We start from the raw sequence: 16,295 nt of genomic DNA on the forward strand, positions 1-16,295 counted from the left end.
ACGTGAAACAAACTTTTTAAATTTTTCATAAGGAGAACAGATATGACTGATGACACTTTAAAAATGGCGGATGTATCCCGTCGATCACTGTTAAGTGGTTCCGCCGTCGCCGCAGGATTAGGTGTTGTAGGCGGGGTCGGTTTGCTGCCGATCCCAACCGCTCATGCCGCTGGCGCAAAAAGCGATGTGGCGCCCGGCGATCTAGATGAATATTACGGCTTCTGGAGTGGCGGACAGTCTGGTGAAGTAAGGATCCTGGGGCTTCCCTCCATGCGTGAACTGATGAGAATTCCTGTATTCAACCGCTGCAGTGCAACAGGATGGGGACAAACAAATGAAAGCATAAAAATACTAACCGAAAACATGCTTCCGCGCGAAACAGCATTCTGGAAAGACAAAGGCGGTTTTCCATCAAATGGTGATACCCATCATCCCCATATGTCCTTCACTGACGGTTCTTATGACGGACGTTATATCTGGGTGAATGACAAAGCGAATACCCGGGTTGCCCGAATTCGTATGGATATTATGAAAGTCGACAAAATTATTTCCGTGCCCAACGCCGCAGATATTCATGGCTTACGCCCACAAAAATTCCCGAAGACCAAATATATTTTCGCCAATGGTGAACATCGCGTACCGCTTCCAAATGATGGAACCGTTCTCGATGACCCATCTAAGTATCACGCGGTATTTTCCGCGATTGATGGCGAGGAAATGACGGTACCTTGGCAGGTCATCGTTGATGGTAACCTCGACAATGTCGATGCGGATTATCAAGGTAAATATGCGGTCGCCAGTTGCTACAATTCCGAAGAAGGCGTCACTTTGTCAGAGATGACCGAGAATGAGCAGGACTGGGTCGTTGTTTTTGATATTGCCGCAATTGAGGCCGGTGTAGCCGCCGGCGATTTCAAGAAATATGAAGGAGATGTACCGGTACTGGATGGCCGCAAAGGGTCAAAATACACCCGTTACATACCCATTTCAAACAGCCCACATGGTGTCAATGCCTCACCAGATGGCAAATACATGATGATTAATGGAAAATTATCACCGACCGTATCAGTTATCGAAATGGCCAAGCTCCCTGCCCTTTTTGCAGATAAGATCAAGCCAAGGGACGCGGTTGTCGCTGAGCCGGAACTGGGTCTTGGCCCGCTTCACACCGCATTTGACGGACGCGGCAATGCCTATACAACGCTGTTCCTCGATAGTCAGATATGCAAATGGGATATCGACAAGGCTATCCGGAGTTTTTCTGGTGAAAAAGTCGATCCAATCGTACAAAAAATCGATGTCCAGTATCAACCAGGCCATAACCACACTTCGATGGGCGAAACAAAGGATGCCGACGGCAAATGGCTGATCTCGTTGAACAAGTTTTCGAAAGATCGATATATCAATGTCGGACCGTTGAAACCAGAAAGCGAACAGTTGATCGATATTTCCGGTGACGAAATGGTCATTGTTCATGATGGCCCGACGTTTGCCGAGCCTCATGACTGTATTATCGTTCAGCGTTCCATAGTCAATCCGGATAACATATATAACCGCGAAGATCCGATGTTTGATGCGATCAAGGCGCAAGCCAAAGCAGACGGCATCGAGGATTTGGAAGATGCTGATACGGTCATTCGGGATGGCAACAAGGTACGAGTTTACATGTACTCCGCTGCGCCTGCTTTTTCTCTTGATCAGTTCACGGTAAAGCAAGGTGATGAAGTCACTGTTATCATCACCAATATCGATGATGTAGATGACCTGACCCATGGTTTTACAATCTCCAACTACGGTGTAGCCATGGAAATAGGGCCGTTGCAGACGGCTTCTGTGACATTCACCGCGGATGCCCCAGGTGTGCATTGGTTCTATTGTCAGTGGTTCTGCCATGCTCTGCATATGGAAATGCGCGGGCGTATGCTCGTCGAGCCCGCATAACATCATGCAACGCCAAAGGACATATCTTTGGAAACTAAAGGTCGCGGCGACTACCCTTGTCGCCGTGGTCCTCATGCTTACCTGTGCGCAAGCGCGGGAGATTTACGTCAAAACAGATCTGACCGGAGCGATCACGGACGCCAAGGACGGCGATACGCTTTTTATATCCGGCGGCATCTTTTATGGGCCGCTGATACTCTCCAAGTCTATTTCCCTGATCGGCGTGAACAATCCCACGATCATGGGTAATCAAACAGGCAGTGTGATCACTGTTACCGCGCCCAATACTGAAATTCGCGGGCTAACAGTAACCGGCTCCGGGCTTTCGCTCGAAACACAGGACAGCGCAATTTTTCTCGAAAAAACAGCAACTGGTGCGGTCGTCGACAATAATAATATTTCCAACAATCTGATCGGGATTTATGTTTCCGGTGCCAAAAACTCTCTGATCCGCGACAATCGGATAACGGGGCGACAGGACTTGCGCGTAAATGAACGTGGTAATGGTATCCAGATATGGAATGCGCCCGGCACTATTGTCGAAAAAAACAGCATTCAGTTTGGTCGCGATGGCATCTTTGTGACGACCAGCAAAAGAAATATCTTCCGGGACAATCGGATGCAAGATCTGCGCTTCGCCATTCACTATATGTACACGAACAAAAGTGAAGTAACTGGCAATTACTCCAGTCGAAATACTGTTGGTTATGCTCTGATGTCGTCGACAGATTTGCTAGTTGAAGGAAATATCTCGGACGGAGATCGCGACCGCGGCTTACTCTTTAATTACACTAATAAAATTGTTGCCCGGCGAAACATCGTCATGGGTGGACCTGAAAAATGCGTCTTTATCTACAATTCAAACAAAAACCTTTTTACGGAAAATCTTTTCTCAGACTGCGCCATAGGTGTGCATTTTACGGCAGGGTCTGAGCGCAATATCATGACGGGCAACGCGTTTATCAATAACCAGGCCCAGGTTAAGTATGTGGGGACAAGATGGCTGGAATGGTCGGATGGCGGGATCGGTAATTACTGGTCCGACCATGCCGCCTTCGATTTGGACCGCAATGGTCTGGCTGACAGTATCTATAGACCTAACGACCTAACGGACCGCATTATTTGGCAGTTCCCGTCAGCGAAGTTGTTGATAAATAGCCCAGCCGTGCAGCTTCTCAAATATGCGCAAGCCGCCTTTCCAGCTTTGCATCCGGGCGGCGTCATTGATAGCAATCCGCTCATGCAAATACCATCGGAACTGGCAAGGGAGGTCAGAAAATGAAGATGGAGAAATCTCCCGTCATTGGCCTCACGGAGCTCTGTAAGAATTACCGCACTATTTCTGCCGTTCAGAATATTAACCTATTGCTGTCCAGCGGTGAGTGTTTGGCCCTTGTCGGGCATAACGGCGCCGGAAAAAGCACCCTTATCAAAATAATACTGGGCCTCGTCAAGCCAACCTCAGGCAGGGTCCGGGTGCTTCGTACCAATCCTTCTGACAAATCGTTCAATCCAATGCGTCGACATATCGGTTTCTTGCCTGAACAGGTGCTTTTCCAGAAAACGCTGACGGGCCGTGAGACGCTGTCTTTTTATGCACGGCTAAAAGGACTACCCCACTTGGATTTCGAAAGCCTCCTGCATCGGGTAGATCTACTGGCGGCGGCAGATAGAAAAGTCGGCACCTATTCAAAAGGCATGCGTCAACGTCTCGGCATGGCTCAGGCGCTGATCGGGAATCCAAAGCTTCTCGTTCTGGATGAGCCAACTTCCGGACTTGACCCCATCGCCCGCCAGAACATCTATGAGATAATCGATGAAGAGAAATCAGCTGGTGCCACCGTGCTAATTTCATCTCACGTTCTATCAGAATTAGATGAGCGCATTGACCGAGTTGCCATCCTCAATGGTGGGCGCTTGGTTGCCGAAGGGTCTATTCCTTTTCTTCGGCAAAATATTGGGATGCCCGTGCAGATAACAGTGACGGCAGATCCTGCCGGCTGTGAAAAAATTTCGGGTTGCGCCCACTCAGATATAACAGTGATTAGGCTGGCAAAAGACAAACTCGTCTTTCGATGCTCGCCCGAAGAGAAACTTGCGCTTATGCGTCATATTTTAATCTCAAATACAAAAATCGCTGACATGGTGGTGACAGAGCCTACACTGGAACAAGTCTATACCGCCTATTCACGGCCCGACCAAATGGGAGGTTCGAATGACTAACATGTTGATTTTGGCGGCGAAGGAAATTCGTGACGGTTATAGAAACCGGTGGATCACTGTCATGACAATTATAATGGCAGGCTTGGCGTTCGTCCTGGCTCTACTGGGAAGCGCGCCCATTGGGACAACCAATATCAGTCCTCTGTCTGTCACTGTCGTCAGCTTGTCTTCTTTAAGCATCTTTTTCATTCCGTTGATTGCACTGTTGCTGTCCTATGATAGCATCGTCGGTGAGGAAGAAAGAGGTACCTTGACCTTGTTATTAGCGCATCCGGTTACACGACCGGCTATCGCAGTTGGAAAATTCACCGGGCAGCTTTTTATTCTGACTTTTGCCATTGTGGTCGGCTATGGCACGGCGACACTGGCAATTGCCGTGGCAGGTGACAGCGCATTTCTTGAGCAACAATGGAACACTTTCTTCAAGCTGCTGCTCTCATCCATTCTGTTAGGCGCTGTCTTTCTAGCCCTGGGTATGTTGCTCAGTATCTGGGCGAAAGAGCGCGGAACGGCTGCGGCCTGCGCCATCGGTATTTGGCTGCTATTCGTGGTCCTTTTCGACATGGTGCTTTTGGGGGTTCTAGGCGCAAGCGGGACGAATTTTTTAAGCGACAGTGCAATAAAATGGATCATGTTGGGAAACCCAACAGACGCTTATCGAATGTTCAATTTAACCTCTACCGATGAAACAGCAATATTGTCCGGAATGGCTGGTCTTCGAGGTGATCAAGAGGTTTCCGGCAGTGTTCTATTGGCTCTTCTGGCCATTTGGGTCGTTTTACCCCTCACTGCATCCTGTCTTTTGTTTCAAAGGAGATCAGTGTGAATTTAACAAAAAATGTTTGGCCTTTTGTGTTGATAGGTCTGCTTTTCGGATGCGACGAAGCGCCAACTACCCCGCCTTCACCTCAAGCCCTTACTGACGCGGCAACGGGTGTCTATTGCGGAATGATCCTAAGCGAGCATGAAGGACCAAAAGCTCAAATATTTGAAAAAGGGCGCGCAAGACCACTCTGGTTCACAGCCGTTCGCGACGCGCTCGCCTATACGAAACTACCAGGCGAGGCGCAAAGTATTGTCGCGTTTTATGTCCATGATATGGGCCAGGCAACAAGTTGGGAACAACCGCAGACTGACGGTATTTGGATGCAGGCTCAAAGCGCTTTCTTTGTAATAGAAAGCGTAAAGCGCGGTGGCATGGGAATGACGGAAGTGGTTCCGTTTGGCACTAAGAAAAAAGCAGAACAATTCGCTCAGCTATATGGCGGACGGGTTGTTTCCTATCCGGATATTCCAACCGACAGTCTGTTCCCGGAGCCTTTGGAGACTGGCAGTGCTTTGGTAAAAGAAAACGTGGAGAATTGATCCGATGACGCTACTAGACTCCCAAAAACCGAAAATTTCACGGCGTCAATTTGTTGTTATGGCAGGCGCGCTTGGCGCAGCGTCCACATTGCCATCTGGCGCTTCTGCTTTCGCGCGCCCTCTGCACCTGGTTAATTGGGCGGGGTCAGCGCTTGGCGCGAAAGCCTCAATTCAATTATATCATCCTGATCCAAGCTGGGCAGAGCTGCAATTGGCGAGATGCCAGAGAGAAATTGACCGTCTAGAAAGTTTGTTCAGCCTCTATCGGCCGCAGTCGGCGACCTGCCGTTTGAACAGAGATGGGTATCTTGACAATCCCGACATTGAATTCCTAAGCTTGCTCTCCAGGGCGATCGCTTTTTATCACCAAACGGATGGATTGTTCGATGTCACCGTCCAACCGCTTTGGGAGCTTTACGCTCACCATTATTCAAGCAGTTCGTCTGATCCTAAGGGGCCGACGAAAGAGAGTATTAACGCGACATTGGCGCGAGTAGGATCGGATCAAATCCAATTGGCACCGAGCCGCATTTCCTTCCATAAAAAGAAGATGGGCCTTACCTTTAACGGGATAGCACAAGGATATATTACAGATAGGATCACGGCCCTTCTGAAATCGGCAGGATTCGAGAACATATTGGTCTCGCTGGGAGAGAGCTCCGCCCTCGGCTTAAAACCAGACGGCCAGTTCTGGCGCGCCGGAATTATTTCTCCAATAGATGGGAGGACAATCGTTAAAACCGTCGACTTAAAAGACAAAGCTATCGCCACATCTGGAGGTTATGGCAGCCCGTTCTCTGCAAAATCAGAAACAAACCATATTCTCAATCCCTTGACCGGCAAAAGCACTGCCCCTAACAGATCTGTCTCCGTCATAGCGAAAACGGCCGTCAAGGCGGATATGGCCTCGACAGCGTTCTTGTTGATGCCAATAGAAAAACAAGAAAAACTGTTAAAACAACATAGTGATATTGAAGATGTCTTTTATCTATGAATAACTGCCAGGGGCATTGTCAGAGAAAAATGGCTTGAGCGGTGATGATAGTGGATTTACAATTTCTAAATGAAAGAACCATTCTGTTACTTCAAAACGTCTCCAGAAATCATTCTCTTCGCCGTCATGATGTATGCTCGATATCCACTTTCGTTGCGTCAGGTCGAAGTTATTCTTCATGAGCGTGGTATCGGTGGGAATATTGTCACATTAACTTCATGGAAAAGAACCCGACGTTGTATTAGTCTTCTTCGATGCAAAAGATCTCCTATCAGCGCCATCGTTTCTCGCCTCATATCATTCAGCAAGCCGTGTGGCTGTATGCCCGATTTACGCTGAGCTATCGAGATGTTGAAGATCTGCTTGCAGAAAGAAGTCTAGATATTTCCTATGAAACGGTTCGGCGATGGTTTCTGAAATTTGGAGCGCCCATTGCTCAAAACCTGAGATCCTCTCGCCCTTCTCCCAATGATATCGGGCTTCTGGACGAAATGGTCATAATTATTAGAGGAAAACGCCATTTTCTGTGGTGTGCCGTTGATAGTGAAGGCGAAACCCTGGATTTCCTCGTGCAACCTAGGCGAAACGCAAAAGCAGCCTTGAAACTAATGCGTAAACTGCTAAAGAAGCAAGGCTTCGCACCGTCGCGGATTGTGACGGATAAACTGAAATCGTATCACAAGGCGTTCCGAACTTTGGGCTTAGCCGCTGAGCACATTGACAACAAGCGATCGAACAATCGGGCAGAAAACTCGCACCTCCCAGTAGGACGAAGGGAGCGAAAAATGCAGAAGTTTAAGTCACCAGGATCTGCCCAGAGATTTCTCAATATTCACTCAGCCACTTACAATAACTTTTACGTCCAACGTCGCCTAATCAATCGAATTTAATTCAAGCAATTTCGTGCTGACGCTTTTCGTATTTGGACTAATGCATGTGCATCTGCCTGAAAAAGGTTTTTGGCACTTCTCTGCGTCTACAGAAAGTTAATGTGACAATACCTGTAAATCCATAAAATTATCCAATGTTACAAGCTTTCCAGTATCCCGATTTACTTTTTAGGTTGCGCTCGCAAGCATCGCGATCATTTTATCTCTCATAACAAATTTTTGCGGTTTACCTGTAACCGTCATCGGTAATTCTGAAACTATCCGGATATGTTTTGGGATCTTAAAGTGAGCAATCTGATTATCACAATAGGCTTTAATATCTCCATGCGTGAGCATTGCGCCGCTTTGTGGAACTATCCAGCCACATACTTCCTCTCCATATTTCTCATGAGGAATACCAAATACTTGCACATCCTGAATATCTGGGTGGGTGAACAGAAATTCCTCCACTTCCCGAGGATAGATATTCTCCCCCCCACGAATGATCATATCTTTAAGGCGGCCAACAATTGCACAATAACCCTCGTCATCTAGGATCGCCAAGTCACCGGTTCTCATCCATCCATCATCAACAATCGCGTCGTTGGTTTTTTCGACGTCATTCCAGTAACCCTGCATGACAGAATAACCGCGCGTCCAAAGCTCACCTTTTGTACCGGTTTGCGCAATATCGCTGTTCTCATCCATGATTTTTACTTCAATATTCGGATGGATACGACCAACAGTGGCGACACGTTTTTCTATGGGGTCGTCCACATTACTTTGAAAAGAAACAGGAGATGTCTCCGTCATACCATACGCAATTGTCACCTCCGACATATTCATTTTTGCCACAACCTGCTTCATAACTTCAGTTGGGCATGGCGCACCCGCCATTATCCCTGTCCGCAATGTTGTTAGGTCGAAATCATCTAAGTGCGGATGATCCAGCAAGGCAACGAACATTGTAGGAACGCCATAAAGTGCTGTGCATTTTGCTTCTGACACCGCAGAGAGGGTTTCTTCAGGATCAAATGCTTCACCAGGGAAAACCATACACGCTCCTTGCGTTACACAGCCAAGTGACCCCATCACCATTCCAAAACAATGATAAAGCGGAACCGGGATACAAAGCTTGTCTATCTCGGAAAAATTCATGCGACCAACGACATTTGACGCATTATTGATAATGTTGAAATGCGTCAATGTGGCGCCTTTGGGCGCACCGGTAGTACCTGAAGTAAATTGTATATTAATCGGATCATCCGGCGACAGGGATTTGGTAATTTCATCCAGTCGCAACTGCTGCGCCGGGCCTCCCATCTTAAGAACGTCCGGGAACGAATATATTCCGGTACCGGGATCCTCATGAATGCCTATGACGATTTTCAAATCCGGTAAGGCATTTGATACCAACTGCCCCCGCTCGCACGTGGCCAGTTCTGGTGCCAATGTTCGTACCATTTCCAGATAGTTTGAGCTTTTAAACTTTTCAGCAGCAATCAAGGCCTTGCACCCTGATTTCTTTAACGCGTATTCAAGCTCTGACAAGCGGTAGGCTGGATTGATATTAACAAGGATTAGGCCGATGCGGGCGGTCGCATATTGGGACAGTATCCATTCAAGATTATTCGGGGACCAAATCCCAATGCGATCACCTTTTTCAAGGCCGAGCGACAGCAAGCCCGATGCTAACAAATCAATTTTGCGGTCAAGATCGTAGTATGATAAGGCCACGTCCTGAGCTGGAATTAGCAGCGCTTCTCTGGGACCAAACTTTGTAACCGTCTCCCGGAACATCTCTGGGATCGTCTTTTTTATCAGCGGCTTTGACGTGTCTCCTGCAACATAAGACAGTCCATTTTCTGGAGAAATAATAACCTTCTCATATGTAGTCATTGCCATGGTTGAAATATTCGCTGACTGATTACTCATGGTATCTTCAAGAATAGACATCATTCCTCCTCCCTATCAGAAGCTTAACTGTTCCCAAGTATTTCGTTTTCAACATTATCATCAAGATCCGGCGTTGCACGCGTGGATCGTGCCGCTCCAAAGCCAAGGAAACTATCGACTTTCTCCGTATCTGAAAGTTCGTCTCGGGAAAGCGATCCCGTAATCTTACCCCGTTCGAGAACAAGTACTCTATCCGATAAATCCGCGATAAAATCGAAATTCTGCTCAACCAGCAAAATACCAAAACCTCGCCGCTTTCTTTGGCTAATGAGGGTATCAGCTATTTCATCAATTATCGAAGGCTGAATACCCTCTGTTGGTTCATCAAGTAAAAGAAATCCCGGGGACTGCATCAAACACCGCGCCAAAGCCAACAACTGCTGCTCCCCCCCTGAAAGCGCACCCCCCTCACGCTCGAGTAATCGTTCAAGACGGGGAAAATCAGACAAAACCTGGCCAATCGTATCAGCCTCGCTTCCCCGCCCTGTGTTTCGATAAGCAAACCTTAGGTTTTCTCTTACAGTGAGCTGGGGAAATATCCCGCGCCCCTGAGGCACATACCCTATCCCGAGGCGGGCCCTAGCATTTGTCGAATATTTTGTAATATCTGTTTTTGTGTACTCGATAGTTCCCGATTTTGTCGGCAAAAACCCCATTGCAGCTTTCAGTAGCGTGGTTTTCCCCATGCCATTATGGCCAAGGATGCCTACAATTTCATTTTCAAATACCTCTAAGTCTATGCCATGCAGCACCGGCACTTTGCCGTATCCGCTTGCAACATCTTTCATTCGAAACAGCATGTTTTTTTGCATTGCAGATTATGCCTTTTTCCCAAGGTACACATTACGAACAGTTTCATTTGACATGACAACATCCACATGATCGTCCATAAGGACGCGCCCTTGATGAAAAACCGTCACATTTGTCGCGATTGAGCGTATAAACTGCATATCATGCTCTACAATTATAATTGCCGCCGATTTTTTCATTTCATGAATAATTTCAATCATCCGATCAACATCATAAGATGTCATTCCTGCCGCTGGCTCATCAAGCAAGACCAGCCATGGATCACCCGCCGCGACAATACCCAGTTCAACTCGCTGTCGTTCACCATGTGCGAGGTGACCAACTTCGGCCTTTGCAATATCCTCAAGCGATAGCCTCTCAATGACCTCGGTCGTTTTTTCGTTTGCAACTTTCGTTGAGAAAAACCTGCGCGCAGCAAGCCAGATATTCTCATGGACGGAGACACCATCTAATACGCTCGGCACCTGAGTTTTTATTCCCACACCGTGAGAGGCAATAGAATGAGTATCCCAATCGGTAGTCTCTTCATTTCTCATCATAACCGTGCCAAGTGTTGGCCGGAGGAGGCCTGTCAGGCATTTGAAGAAAGTACTCTTTCCAGCGCCATTCGGACCGATCAAACACCGAAGTTCTTGTGATTTCAGTTGAAAATTTACGTCGTCACAGGCAATAACGCCACCGAACTGCATTGTAAGCCCGATTGTTTCCAATACAGTTTCAGTCATTTGACGAAGCCCCTGCTTTATTGGGATAGGGCTGCACACGGCCTCTAAATTTATTTGCAACCAACAGCCAGATACTCTCTATTGCGGGTACGAGGCCTTTTGGCAGGAACAAAACGAAAAGTACCAGTATCAAGCCCATTATGATGGCGTTATCAATGAACATTTGCTGGCCCAGCAGAAACTTCAAGTAAGCAAGGCCGGCCGCGCCGAGAAGAGGCCCAAGACGTGTTCCCAAACCGCCGACAATACACCAGATAATGATCTCGGCTGTTTGACCGAGGCTAAATAGACTCGGTGTCACAATCTCCGCCCAGTTGGCAAAGAGTGCACCCGATAATCCAGCGATGGCGCCACCAGCCGCAAAAAGAATGGTTTTACGAACCCGGACATCGTAACCCATAAGGGAAGCTCGCTGTTCATTTTCACGGATAGCGACAGCCACACGCCCAAACGGGCTTGCCAGCAACCAATTTACAAGCCAATAGGTGATGACAAGTAAAACGAAGGTTACGTAGTACAATTTATCCCCAAAGAGATACTCGTCAGGAAGGCCCGGTACGTTCAGTGTTTGATATCCAGGTATCCCATTAAACCCGCCCAGCCGCGCATCGCCGATGACGTACTCAGGACCGGCCGTAGAATTCATAAATTTGAAAAATATCAAAGTGACAACAAGTGTGATGATCCCAAGATACACATCCCCCAAACGCCCATAGAACATCATGGCCCCGAGGATCGCTGCAAACAGAGCAGGCAACAAAATTGCGGTCAACATCGGCAAAGTACTCTCGCCAAAATTTATCGCTGAAACGGCATATGTATAGGCCCCCAGTCCGAAAAAGGCTGCCTGTCCAAAGCACAAAATACCACCGAAGCCCCAAATTAGACCGAGGCTCATTCCCAGCATTCCATATATGAGGAGCAGCGTTAGCGTGAAGGTGCTAATGACCAACGGCAAGAGCGCCATAACTGCCCCTGCCACAACAATCGAGAGGATAAATCTACGGATCGTAATCTCTCTCATTACAACTTCCCTCGAAAAAACCTGCCTGTGACACCCTGAGGGAGTAGTCTTAACAAGACAACGGCGGCGACAAGAAGCGCCACATCGCCAAAAACCGGGGAGATTGAGAAGGTAAATGCCTGATTAACCAGACCAAAAATTGATCCGCTACTGACCAGTCCAGTGATAATCGATGGCCCGCCTGCAATGACAGTAATAAATGCCTTGGCGATGTATGCACCGCCGGATGATGGAACTAGCCCTACTAAGGGGGCTAGCACGGCTCCGGCAAGCCCTGACAAAGCGGAACCAACGAAGAATGTTGCCATATAAATTTTGTCCGGGCTATATCCCAATGCGGACGCCATCTCCGGGCTTTGCATGGTCCCCCTTGCAATCAGACCAATGCGTGTGCTTTTCAAAACCACATAAATGAGCGCGACGAGAAGCAATGCAACTACGACAATAAAGAAATTATAGCCGTTTACCTGATAGTCGCCGAGTGTTATGCCGGGTATCGGCGTGGAAATGCCCGTCGTTGTATTCCCGAAAATCATTGTGACGATGCCAACGAACAAAAGGCTCAATCCCCATGTCGCCAGCATGGTATCTACCAGTCGCCCATATAAATGCCGTATGACCAGCCGTTCGACAATCAGGCCAATTATGCCGACAATTAACGGAGCGATAACAAGCATAGCAATATAAATATTAACGCCCCAATTCACGGCCGTAATTGTTGCATAGCCTCCCATCATCATAAATTCGCCATGAGCCAGATTGATGACCTTCATCATCCCAAATACTATGGCCAGACCGGCGCTTATGAGGATAAGACTGGCAATGGTGTAAATTGTCTCGACGGCTATAACTGCGGCAAGATCCATAGACTAATCCTTTAACGTTACAAAGTTCCCGCCTTTCCAGCGTGACGTTAGAAGAGCGGGAGATTGTGAGGGAAATGCACTACATTAACGAGGAAGGCACCCTCAGAATTTCAATTCATATTGCTTGTTATCGTTTGGATTCGCTTCAAGATCACAGACAGCCTGTGTATCAATTGGCTGGCGCTGTCGAGAGGTTTCGAGCACTTTCATTTTTTGCCCGTCCAGCTTCATGATATGGACATCCAGAACAGCGTGATGCGTCTTAGGGTCAATCGTTATCTGGCCTCCGGGGCCGTCAATTGACAATCCTGCTTCAAGGGCGGCGATTACTTTGTCTCTATCCGTTGATCCTGCCCTGCGGACAGCTTCCGCCCAGGCCAGCACACCTTGGTAATTTGACACGGCTATTTCATGGATCCCATTCGCATCGCCGTAGGCCTCAGCCCATTTCTTCTTGAATGCAGCATTATCCGGCGTTTCCAGCTCCTGAGAGTAGTTATACGCTACCATAATCCCATCACCTTCCTCGGCGGTCAGGACTTTATGCTCGTTCCCTGCACCCAAGGTGGTTGACGCCATGGGAATTTTTTTATTCATGCCCGCTGCCGCCCATTGCCGGAAGAAAGACATATGTGCTCCGCCGACAAGAGACGCGACGATAAGGTCCGGCTTGGCAGCCTGAATTTTGGCGATGGTTGATCCGAAATCAGAAACATCGAGAGGGAAAAAGTCGACTGCGACTGTTTCACCGCCGTTCTCGGCCACGTATTTTTGGATCCATTCCGCTGTGATCTGCCCATAATTGTAATCCGCGGCAAGAACATAAACCTTCTTGCCGGAATTCTTCATGGCGTAAGGAACAAGAACCTCTACTTGCTGCGCTGGTGTCACGCCGGTGATGAAGATGTTTCGATCGCACACGCCGCCTTCGTACAGGACATTATAGAAATATAGCGTTTTGGTTTTTCTCATTGTTTGGCGGATGGCCTCACGGGAAGCGGATAAAATACCGCCATGCACGACGTCAACCTCGTCCTGCTGTGTGAGTTGCCGTCCGTACTGCGTATAGAGTGCCATGTCAGACTGTGTGTCATAGGCTGTAATATCTATTTGCGAACCGTTTAGTCCGCCGTTTGCATTTATTTCGGCAATAGCCAGCCGCATGGCCATATCCATAGGCTTTCCATACGCATCAAAAATACCGGATGTATCCAGTATTGAGCCGAACTTAATGGTCTCTACAGCCTGCAATGAAAATGGGAGCATGCTTGCACCGGCCAATGCGGCTGATGCGGATAAGAAATTTCTTCTGGTAACGGTCATATGAGCCTCCAAGCTGATTACCTGATCATCTATCTGTTAGACTTAAAGTCGATTTGAGTAATCTGCGGCTCACCCCAAAAGCACGGCGTGCCTATGAAGCCTGTCAATTCAGGCATCCAATAATAGCCACCGCATTCCCCATAATTTCTCATCTGTCATTTTTTTGATGATATGACTTAAGAGAGCAAAAACCGCTATTCCGGTAGGTGTTCTATTAATTATTGCAACCTATCTATTCAAATCTCCCCTTACCGGCCGCCACTTTCTAAGTGCCCGTCGATACCAAGAGGTCTACAATATTTAGCTTTCCATTTCAAGTATTTTATTTTCCATTTCAAATAAAATACTTGCGTGACATGACAATGACGAGCTGCGCTAATCACCGCCAGTCAGAATTATTGATTTCAGCATGAAGTGGGGAACAGGTTCTGATGCGCGAATAGCAAACGTATCTAGAGTTTTTCGAGAATAGAAAACTTAAATCCGTCCGCACGGGCGAGGTAAATAGGAAGATTTTTGGACTTGTTGTTAAAGTAAGTCGCATCCCTAGCAGACCGGTAGTTAATGGCGGAAATTGTATTTTTCGGCGAGGTAGATGGATTGAAGAGGCGTTTTTTCATCAATTCGGCGAGAAATTGAACTCCTTCATATGAAGATTGCCCGAGTGCGTTAAGAGCTGGCGCCCGATCGCCGTGCTGACCATAATATTTTTCCTTGAAATAGATGTTCGACGGCGTATTCAAGGTGGAAAAGTACGAAGAAGACGAATATAACCTTTTGGAATTTTTCTCTCCAATAGCCAATAGACCATTTTCTTCAATGGCGCATGAAAGCCTGATAATTTGCTTATCCAAGGCAAGAGACCCAAAAGCTCGGTTGAAATCAACAGCGTCCTGACCAATGAACGACAAAAGAATAGCCTCGGCGCCGCTGGCCTCAAGATCGTCAATCAGCCGTTCCGTCCGATCCACGCCAAAAGGCACATATTGTTCATATATCACCTTTCCGCCTAGGGATTGAATACATTGTTTCGCAAAATAATTGGACGCTCTAGGCCACACATAGTCATTACCGATAAGGGCCCAATTTTTGATCTTGTGCAGTGAGGCAATACTCCGGATTGCCGGAACCAGCTGATCATCCGGTGTTTCGCCAATCGCATATACCCCGGGACTCTCCTCACCGCCTTCATATAGCGGTGTATAAACATAAGGGACACGTCCGCGGACGACCTTGGCGAGCTGCTGTCGCACAGCACTGATATGCATTCCGACAATGGCATCAATCTCGCCAAACTCAATCATTTCGTGAATGGTTTGGTAAAGATCGCCATCTGCCTCAAAGGCCGCATCTACCAGGACCAGCTCAACCTGTTGTCCCAGTATGCCGTTTTCCAGGTTCAGCTCCGCAATTGCCACTTGCGCGCTGGCGATACAAGAAGGCCCCCACAGCCCCGCCGCGCCACACATCGGCACAAGCAATCCTATCCTGAAACATTCCTCTGTTGACGAAATGTGCCTTTTTCCCGAAGTGAGTGTATTAGCGCCAAACGCAGGCAATCCTGCATAAAAACGACGGCTTAATTCCATGGTCGCCATACACTTTAACTCTTTCCGTTTTGGAAATTCGTTAATAAAAAAATTAATTTTCCAAATTAAGTATACATGGGATTGGGAATAATGTAAATCTGGCGTGAAATCAGTAGAAGGCGCACACTGAAAATGAGTATTACTAAAGAAAAAATCTCTGAAAATTTGGCCTATGTGCTTGCTCAGGCGCATCGGGAAGTACATCTAAAGTTCGAGCAACGATTGCGCCTGGAAGGCGTTCAGGTTGAGCACTGGCGAATTTTGGATGTTCTCAGTGATGAAAAAGGCCGATCTATGGGCGACCTTGCCGGAATAGTGCTCATGAACCATCCCGCCTTAACAAAAATGCTCGATAGAATGGTTGCAAACGGCCTGATCCTTCGCTCGTTGGATCAAAATGATCAACGAAAAGTCCTTGTATTTATTACAAATTCAGGGCTAGAGCTGCATCAGAGGTTAAATGCCCATGCCGTCGAATTTCATAGCCAGTTTAATTCGAATATAGGACCTGATAAGGTTGAGCGTTTAAAAAGACTGTTGAATGAAATTATTGACGAAGCGCCCCACCTAAATTGAGGTACTACTTGGCTAACAAGCTTTTGAATATCCT

The 16,295-nt window shown here is 47.5% G+C and carries 15 protein-coding genes and 1 pseudogene; 9 read left to right on the forward strand and 7 right to left on the reverse strand.

The annotated features are described in order from the left end of the window. Positions 1-42: 42 nt before the first annotated feature. The 8 genes and pseudogenes from nosZ (at position 43) to V7723_RS10345 (ending at position 7,413) form a co-directional block, all read left to right on the forward strand. Complete coding sequence (gene nosZ / locus V7723_RS10315) at positions 43-1,941, forward strand: TAT-dependent nitrous-oxide reductase (RefSeq protein WP_335684383.1); 1,899 nt, start codon at positions 43-45, stop codon at positions 1,939-1,941. Between the two features lie 4 nt (positions 1,942-1,945). Further along, positions 1,946-3,223, forward strand: coding sequence for a nitrous oxide reductase family maturation protein NosD (locus V7723_RS10320; protein WP_335684384.1), 1,278 nt, complete (start codon positions 1,946-1,948; stop codon positions 3,221-3,223). Then, complete coding sequence (locus V7723_RS10325) at positions 3,220-4,164, forward strand: ABC transporter ATP-binding protein (RefSeq protein ID WP_335684385.1); 945 nt, start codon at positions 3,220-3,222, stop codon at positions 4,162-4,164. Before V7723_RS10320 ends, V7723_RS10325 begins: the two co-directional genes overlap by 4 nt. Further along, positions 4,157-4,990: an ABC transporter permease subunit gene (locus V7723_RS10330; RefSeq protein ID WP_335684386.1), complete on the forward strand. Its 834-nt coding sequence runs from the start codon at positions 4,157-4,159 to the stop codon at positions 4,988-4,990. Before V7723_RS10325 ends, V7723_RS10330 begins: the two co-directional genes overlap by 8 nt. Further along, positions 4,987-5,529: a nitrous oxide reductase accessory protein NosL gene (locus tag V7723_RS10335; protein ID WP_335684387.1), complete on the forward strand. Its 543-nt coding sequence runs from the start codon at positions 4,987-4,989 to the stop codon at positions 5,527-5,529. Before V7723_RS10330 ends, V7723_RS10335 begins: the two co-directional genes overlap by 4 nt. A 4-nt stretch (positions 5,530-5,533) precedes the next feature. Further along, positions 5,534-6,523 carry an FAD:protein FMN transferase gene (locus V7723_RS10340; RefSeq protein ID WP_335684388.1) on the forward strand — a complete coding sequence of 330 codons (990 nt, stop codon included), beginning with the start codon at positions 5,534-5,536 and terminating at the stop codon, positions 6,521-6,523. Between the two features lie 69 nt (positions 6,524-6,592). After that, positions 6,593-6,715: pseudogene (locus tag V7723_RS19805) on the forward strand (IS6 family transposase); the annotation flags it as partial. Positions 6,716-6,777: 62 nt separating this feature from the next. Beyond that, a complete protein-coding gene (locus V7723_RS10345) occupies positions 6,778-7,413 on the forward strand; it encodes an IS6 family transposase (protein ID WP_335684389.1) in 636 nt (211 codons plus the stop codon). 168 nt (positions 7,414-7,581) lie between these two features. Here the strand turns inward: V7723_RS10345 and V7723_RS10350 are convergent, their stop codons facing one another. The 7 genes from V7723_RS10350 to V7723_RS10380 form a co-directional block, all read right to left on the reverse strand. Further along, the gene (locus V7723_RS10350; protein WP_443024213.1) at positions 7,582-9,297 is read right to left on the reverse strand and encodes an AMP-binding protein; all 1,716 of its coding nucleotides are present in this window, start codon (positions 9,295-9,297) and stop codon (positions 7,582-7,584) included. A 74-nt stretch (positions 9,298-9,371) separates the two neighbouring features. Next, the gene (locus V7723_RS10355; RefSeq protein ID WP_335684391.1) at positions 9,372-10,160 is read right to left on the reverse strand and encodes an ABC transporter ATP-binding protein; all 789 of its coding nucleotides are present in this window, start codon (positions 10,158-10,160) and stop codon (positions 9,372-9,374) included. 6 nt (positions 10,161-10,166) lie between these two features. Next, a complete protein-coding gene (locus V7723_RS10360) occupies positions 10,167-10,883 on the reverse strand; it encodes an ABC transporter ATP-binding protein (protein ID WP_335684392.1) in 717 nt (238 codons plus the stop codon). Continuing rightward, positions 10,876-11,907, reverse strand: coding sequence for a branched-chain amino acid ABC transporter permease (locus V7723_RS10365; RefSeq protein ID WP_335684393.1), 1,032 nt, complete (start codon positions 11,905-11,907; stop codon positions 10,876-10,878). The genes V7723_RS10360 and V7723_RS10365 overlap by 8 nt, the downstream gene beginning before the upstream one ends. Then, the gene (locus V7723_RS10370; protein ID WP_335684394.1) at positions 11,907-12,773 is read right to left on the reverse strand and encodes a branched-chain amino acid ABC transporter permease; all 867 of its coding nucleotides are present in this window, start codon (positions 12,771-12,773) and stop codon (positions 11,907-11,909) included. Before V7723_RS10370 ends, V7723_RS10365 begins: the two co-directional genes overlap by 1 nt. A 102-nt stretch (positions 12,774-12,875) precedes the next feature. Continuing rightward, positions 12,876-14,096, reverse strand: coding sequence for an urea ABC transporter substrate-binding protein (locus tag V7723_RS10375; protein WP_335684395.1), 1,221 nt, complete (start codon positions 14,094-14,096; stop codon positions 12,876-12,878). Between the two features lie 452 nt (positions 14,097-14,548). Beyond that, positions 14,549-15,694 (reverse strand): substrate-binding domain-containing protein, encoded by a 1,146-nt coding sequence (locus tag V7723_RS10380; protein ID WP_335684396.1) that lies wholly within the window; start codon positions 15,692-15,694, stop codon positions 14,549-14,551. Between the two features lie 123 nt (positions 15,695-15,817). On the opposite strand from V7723_RS10380, the gene V7723_RS10385 reads away from it, so the two are divergent. Next, positions 15,818-16,261, forward strand: coding sequence for a MarR family winged helix-turn-helix transcriptional regulator (locus V7723_RS10385; RefSeq protein WP_335684397.1), 444 nt, complete (start codon positions 15,818-15,820; stop codon positions 16,259-16,261). Positions 16,262-16,295: the final 34 nt, after the last annotated feature.

The sequence above is a fragment of the Sneathiella sp. genome, assembly GCF_036960985.1.
In the GTDB taxonomy this organism is placed as follows: Bacteria; Pseudomonadota; Alphaproteobacteria; order Sneathiellales; family Sneathiellaceae; genus Sneathiella.

What these genes read in the sequence shown, in the direction of transcription:
- V7723_RS10325 (WP_335684385.1), top strand. Translation starts at nt 3,220, where the DNA reads ATGAAGATGGAGAAATCTCCCGTCATTGGCCTCACGGAGCTCTGTAAG.
- V7723_RS10380 (WP_335684396.1), bottom strand. Translation starts at nt 15,694, where the DNA reads ATGGCGACCATGGAATTAAGCCGTCGTTTTTATGCAGGATTGCCTGCG.
- V7723_RS10360 (WP_335684392.1), bottom strand. Translation starts at nt 10,883, where the DNA reads ATGACTGAAACTGTATTGGAAACAATCGGGCTTACAATGCAGTTCGGT.
- V7723_RS10345 (WP_335684389.1), top strand. Translation starts at nt 6,778, where the DNA reads ATGCAAAAGATCTCCTATCAGCGCCATCGTTTCTCGCCTCATATCATT.
- V7723_RS10330 (WP_335684386.1), top strand. Translation starts at nt 4,157, where the DNA reads ATGACTAACATGTTGATTTTGGCGGCGAAGGAAATTCGTGACGGTTAT.
- V7723_RS10385 (WP_335684397.1), top strand. Translation starts at nt 15,818, where the DNA reads ATGAGTATTACTAAAGAAAAAATCTCTGAAAATTTGGCCTATGTGCTT.
- V7723_RS10375 (WP_335684395.1), bottom strand. Translation starts at nt 14,096, where the DNA reads ATGACCGTTACCAGAAGAAATTTCTTATCCGCATCAGCCGCATTGGCC.
- V7723_RS10350 (WP_443024213.1), bottom strand. Translation starts at nt 9,297, where the DNA reads ATGGCAATGACTACATATGAGAAGGTTATTATTTCTCCAGAAAATGGA.
- nosZ (WP_335684383.1), top strand. Translation starts at nt 43, where the DNA reads ATGACTGATGACACTTTAAAAATGGCGGATGTATCCCGTCGATCACTG.
- V7723_RS10365 (WP_335684393.1), bottom strand. Translation starts at nt 11,907, where the DNA reads ATGAGAGAGATTACGATCCGTAGATTTATCCTCTCGATTGTTGTGGCA.
- V7723_RS10340 (WP_335684388.1), top strand. Translation starts at nt 5,534, where the DNA reads ATGACGCTACTAGACTCCCAAAAACCGAAAATTTCACGGCGTCAATTT.
- V7723_RS10370 (WP_335684394.1), bottom strand. Translation starts at nt 12,773, where the DNA reads ATGGATCTTGCCGCAGTTATAGCCGTCGAGACAATTTACACCATTGCC.
- V7723_RS10355 (WP_335684391.1), bottom strand. Translation starts at nt 10,160, where the DNA reads ATGCAAAAAAACATGCTGTTTCGAATGAAAGATGTTGCAAGCGGATAC.
- V7723_RS10320 (WP_335684384.1), top strand. Translation starts at nt 1,946, where the DNA reads ATGCAACGCCAAAGGACATATCTTTGGAAACTAAAGGTCGCGGCGACT.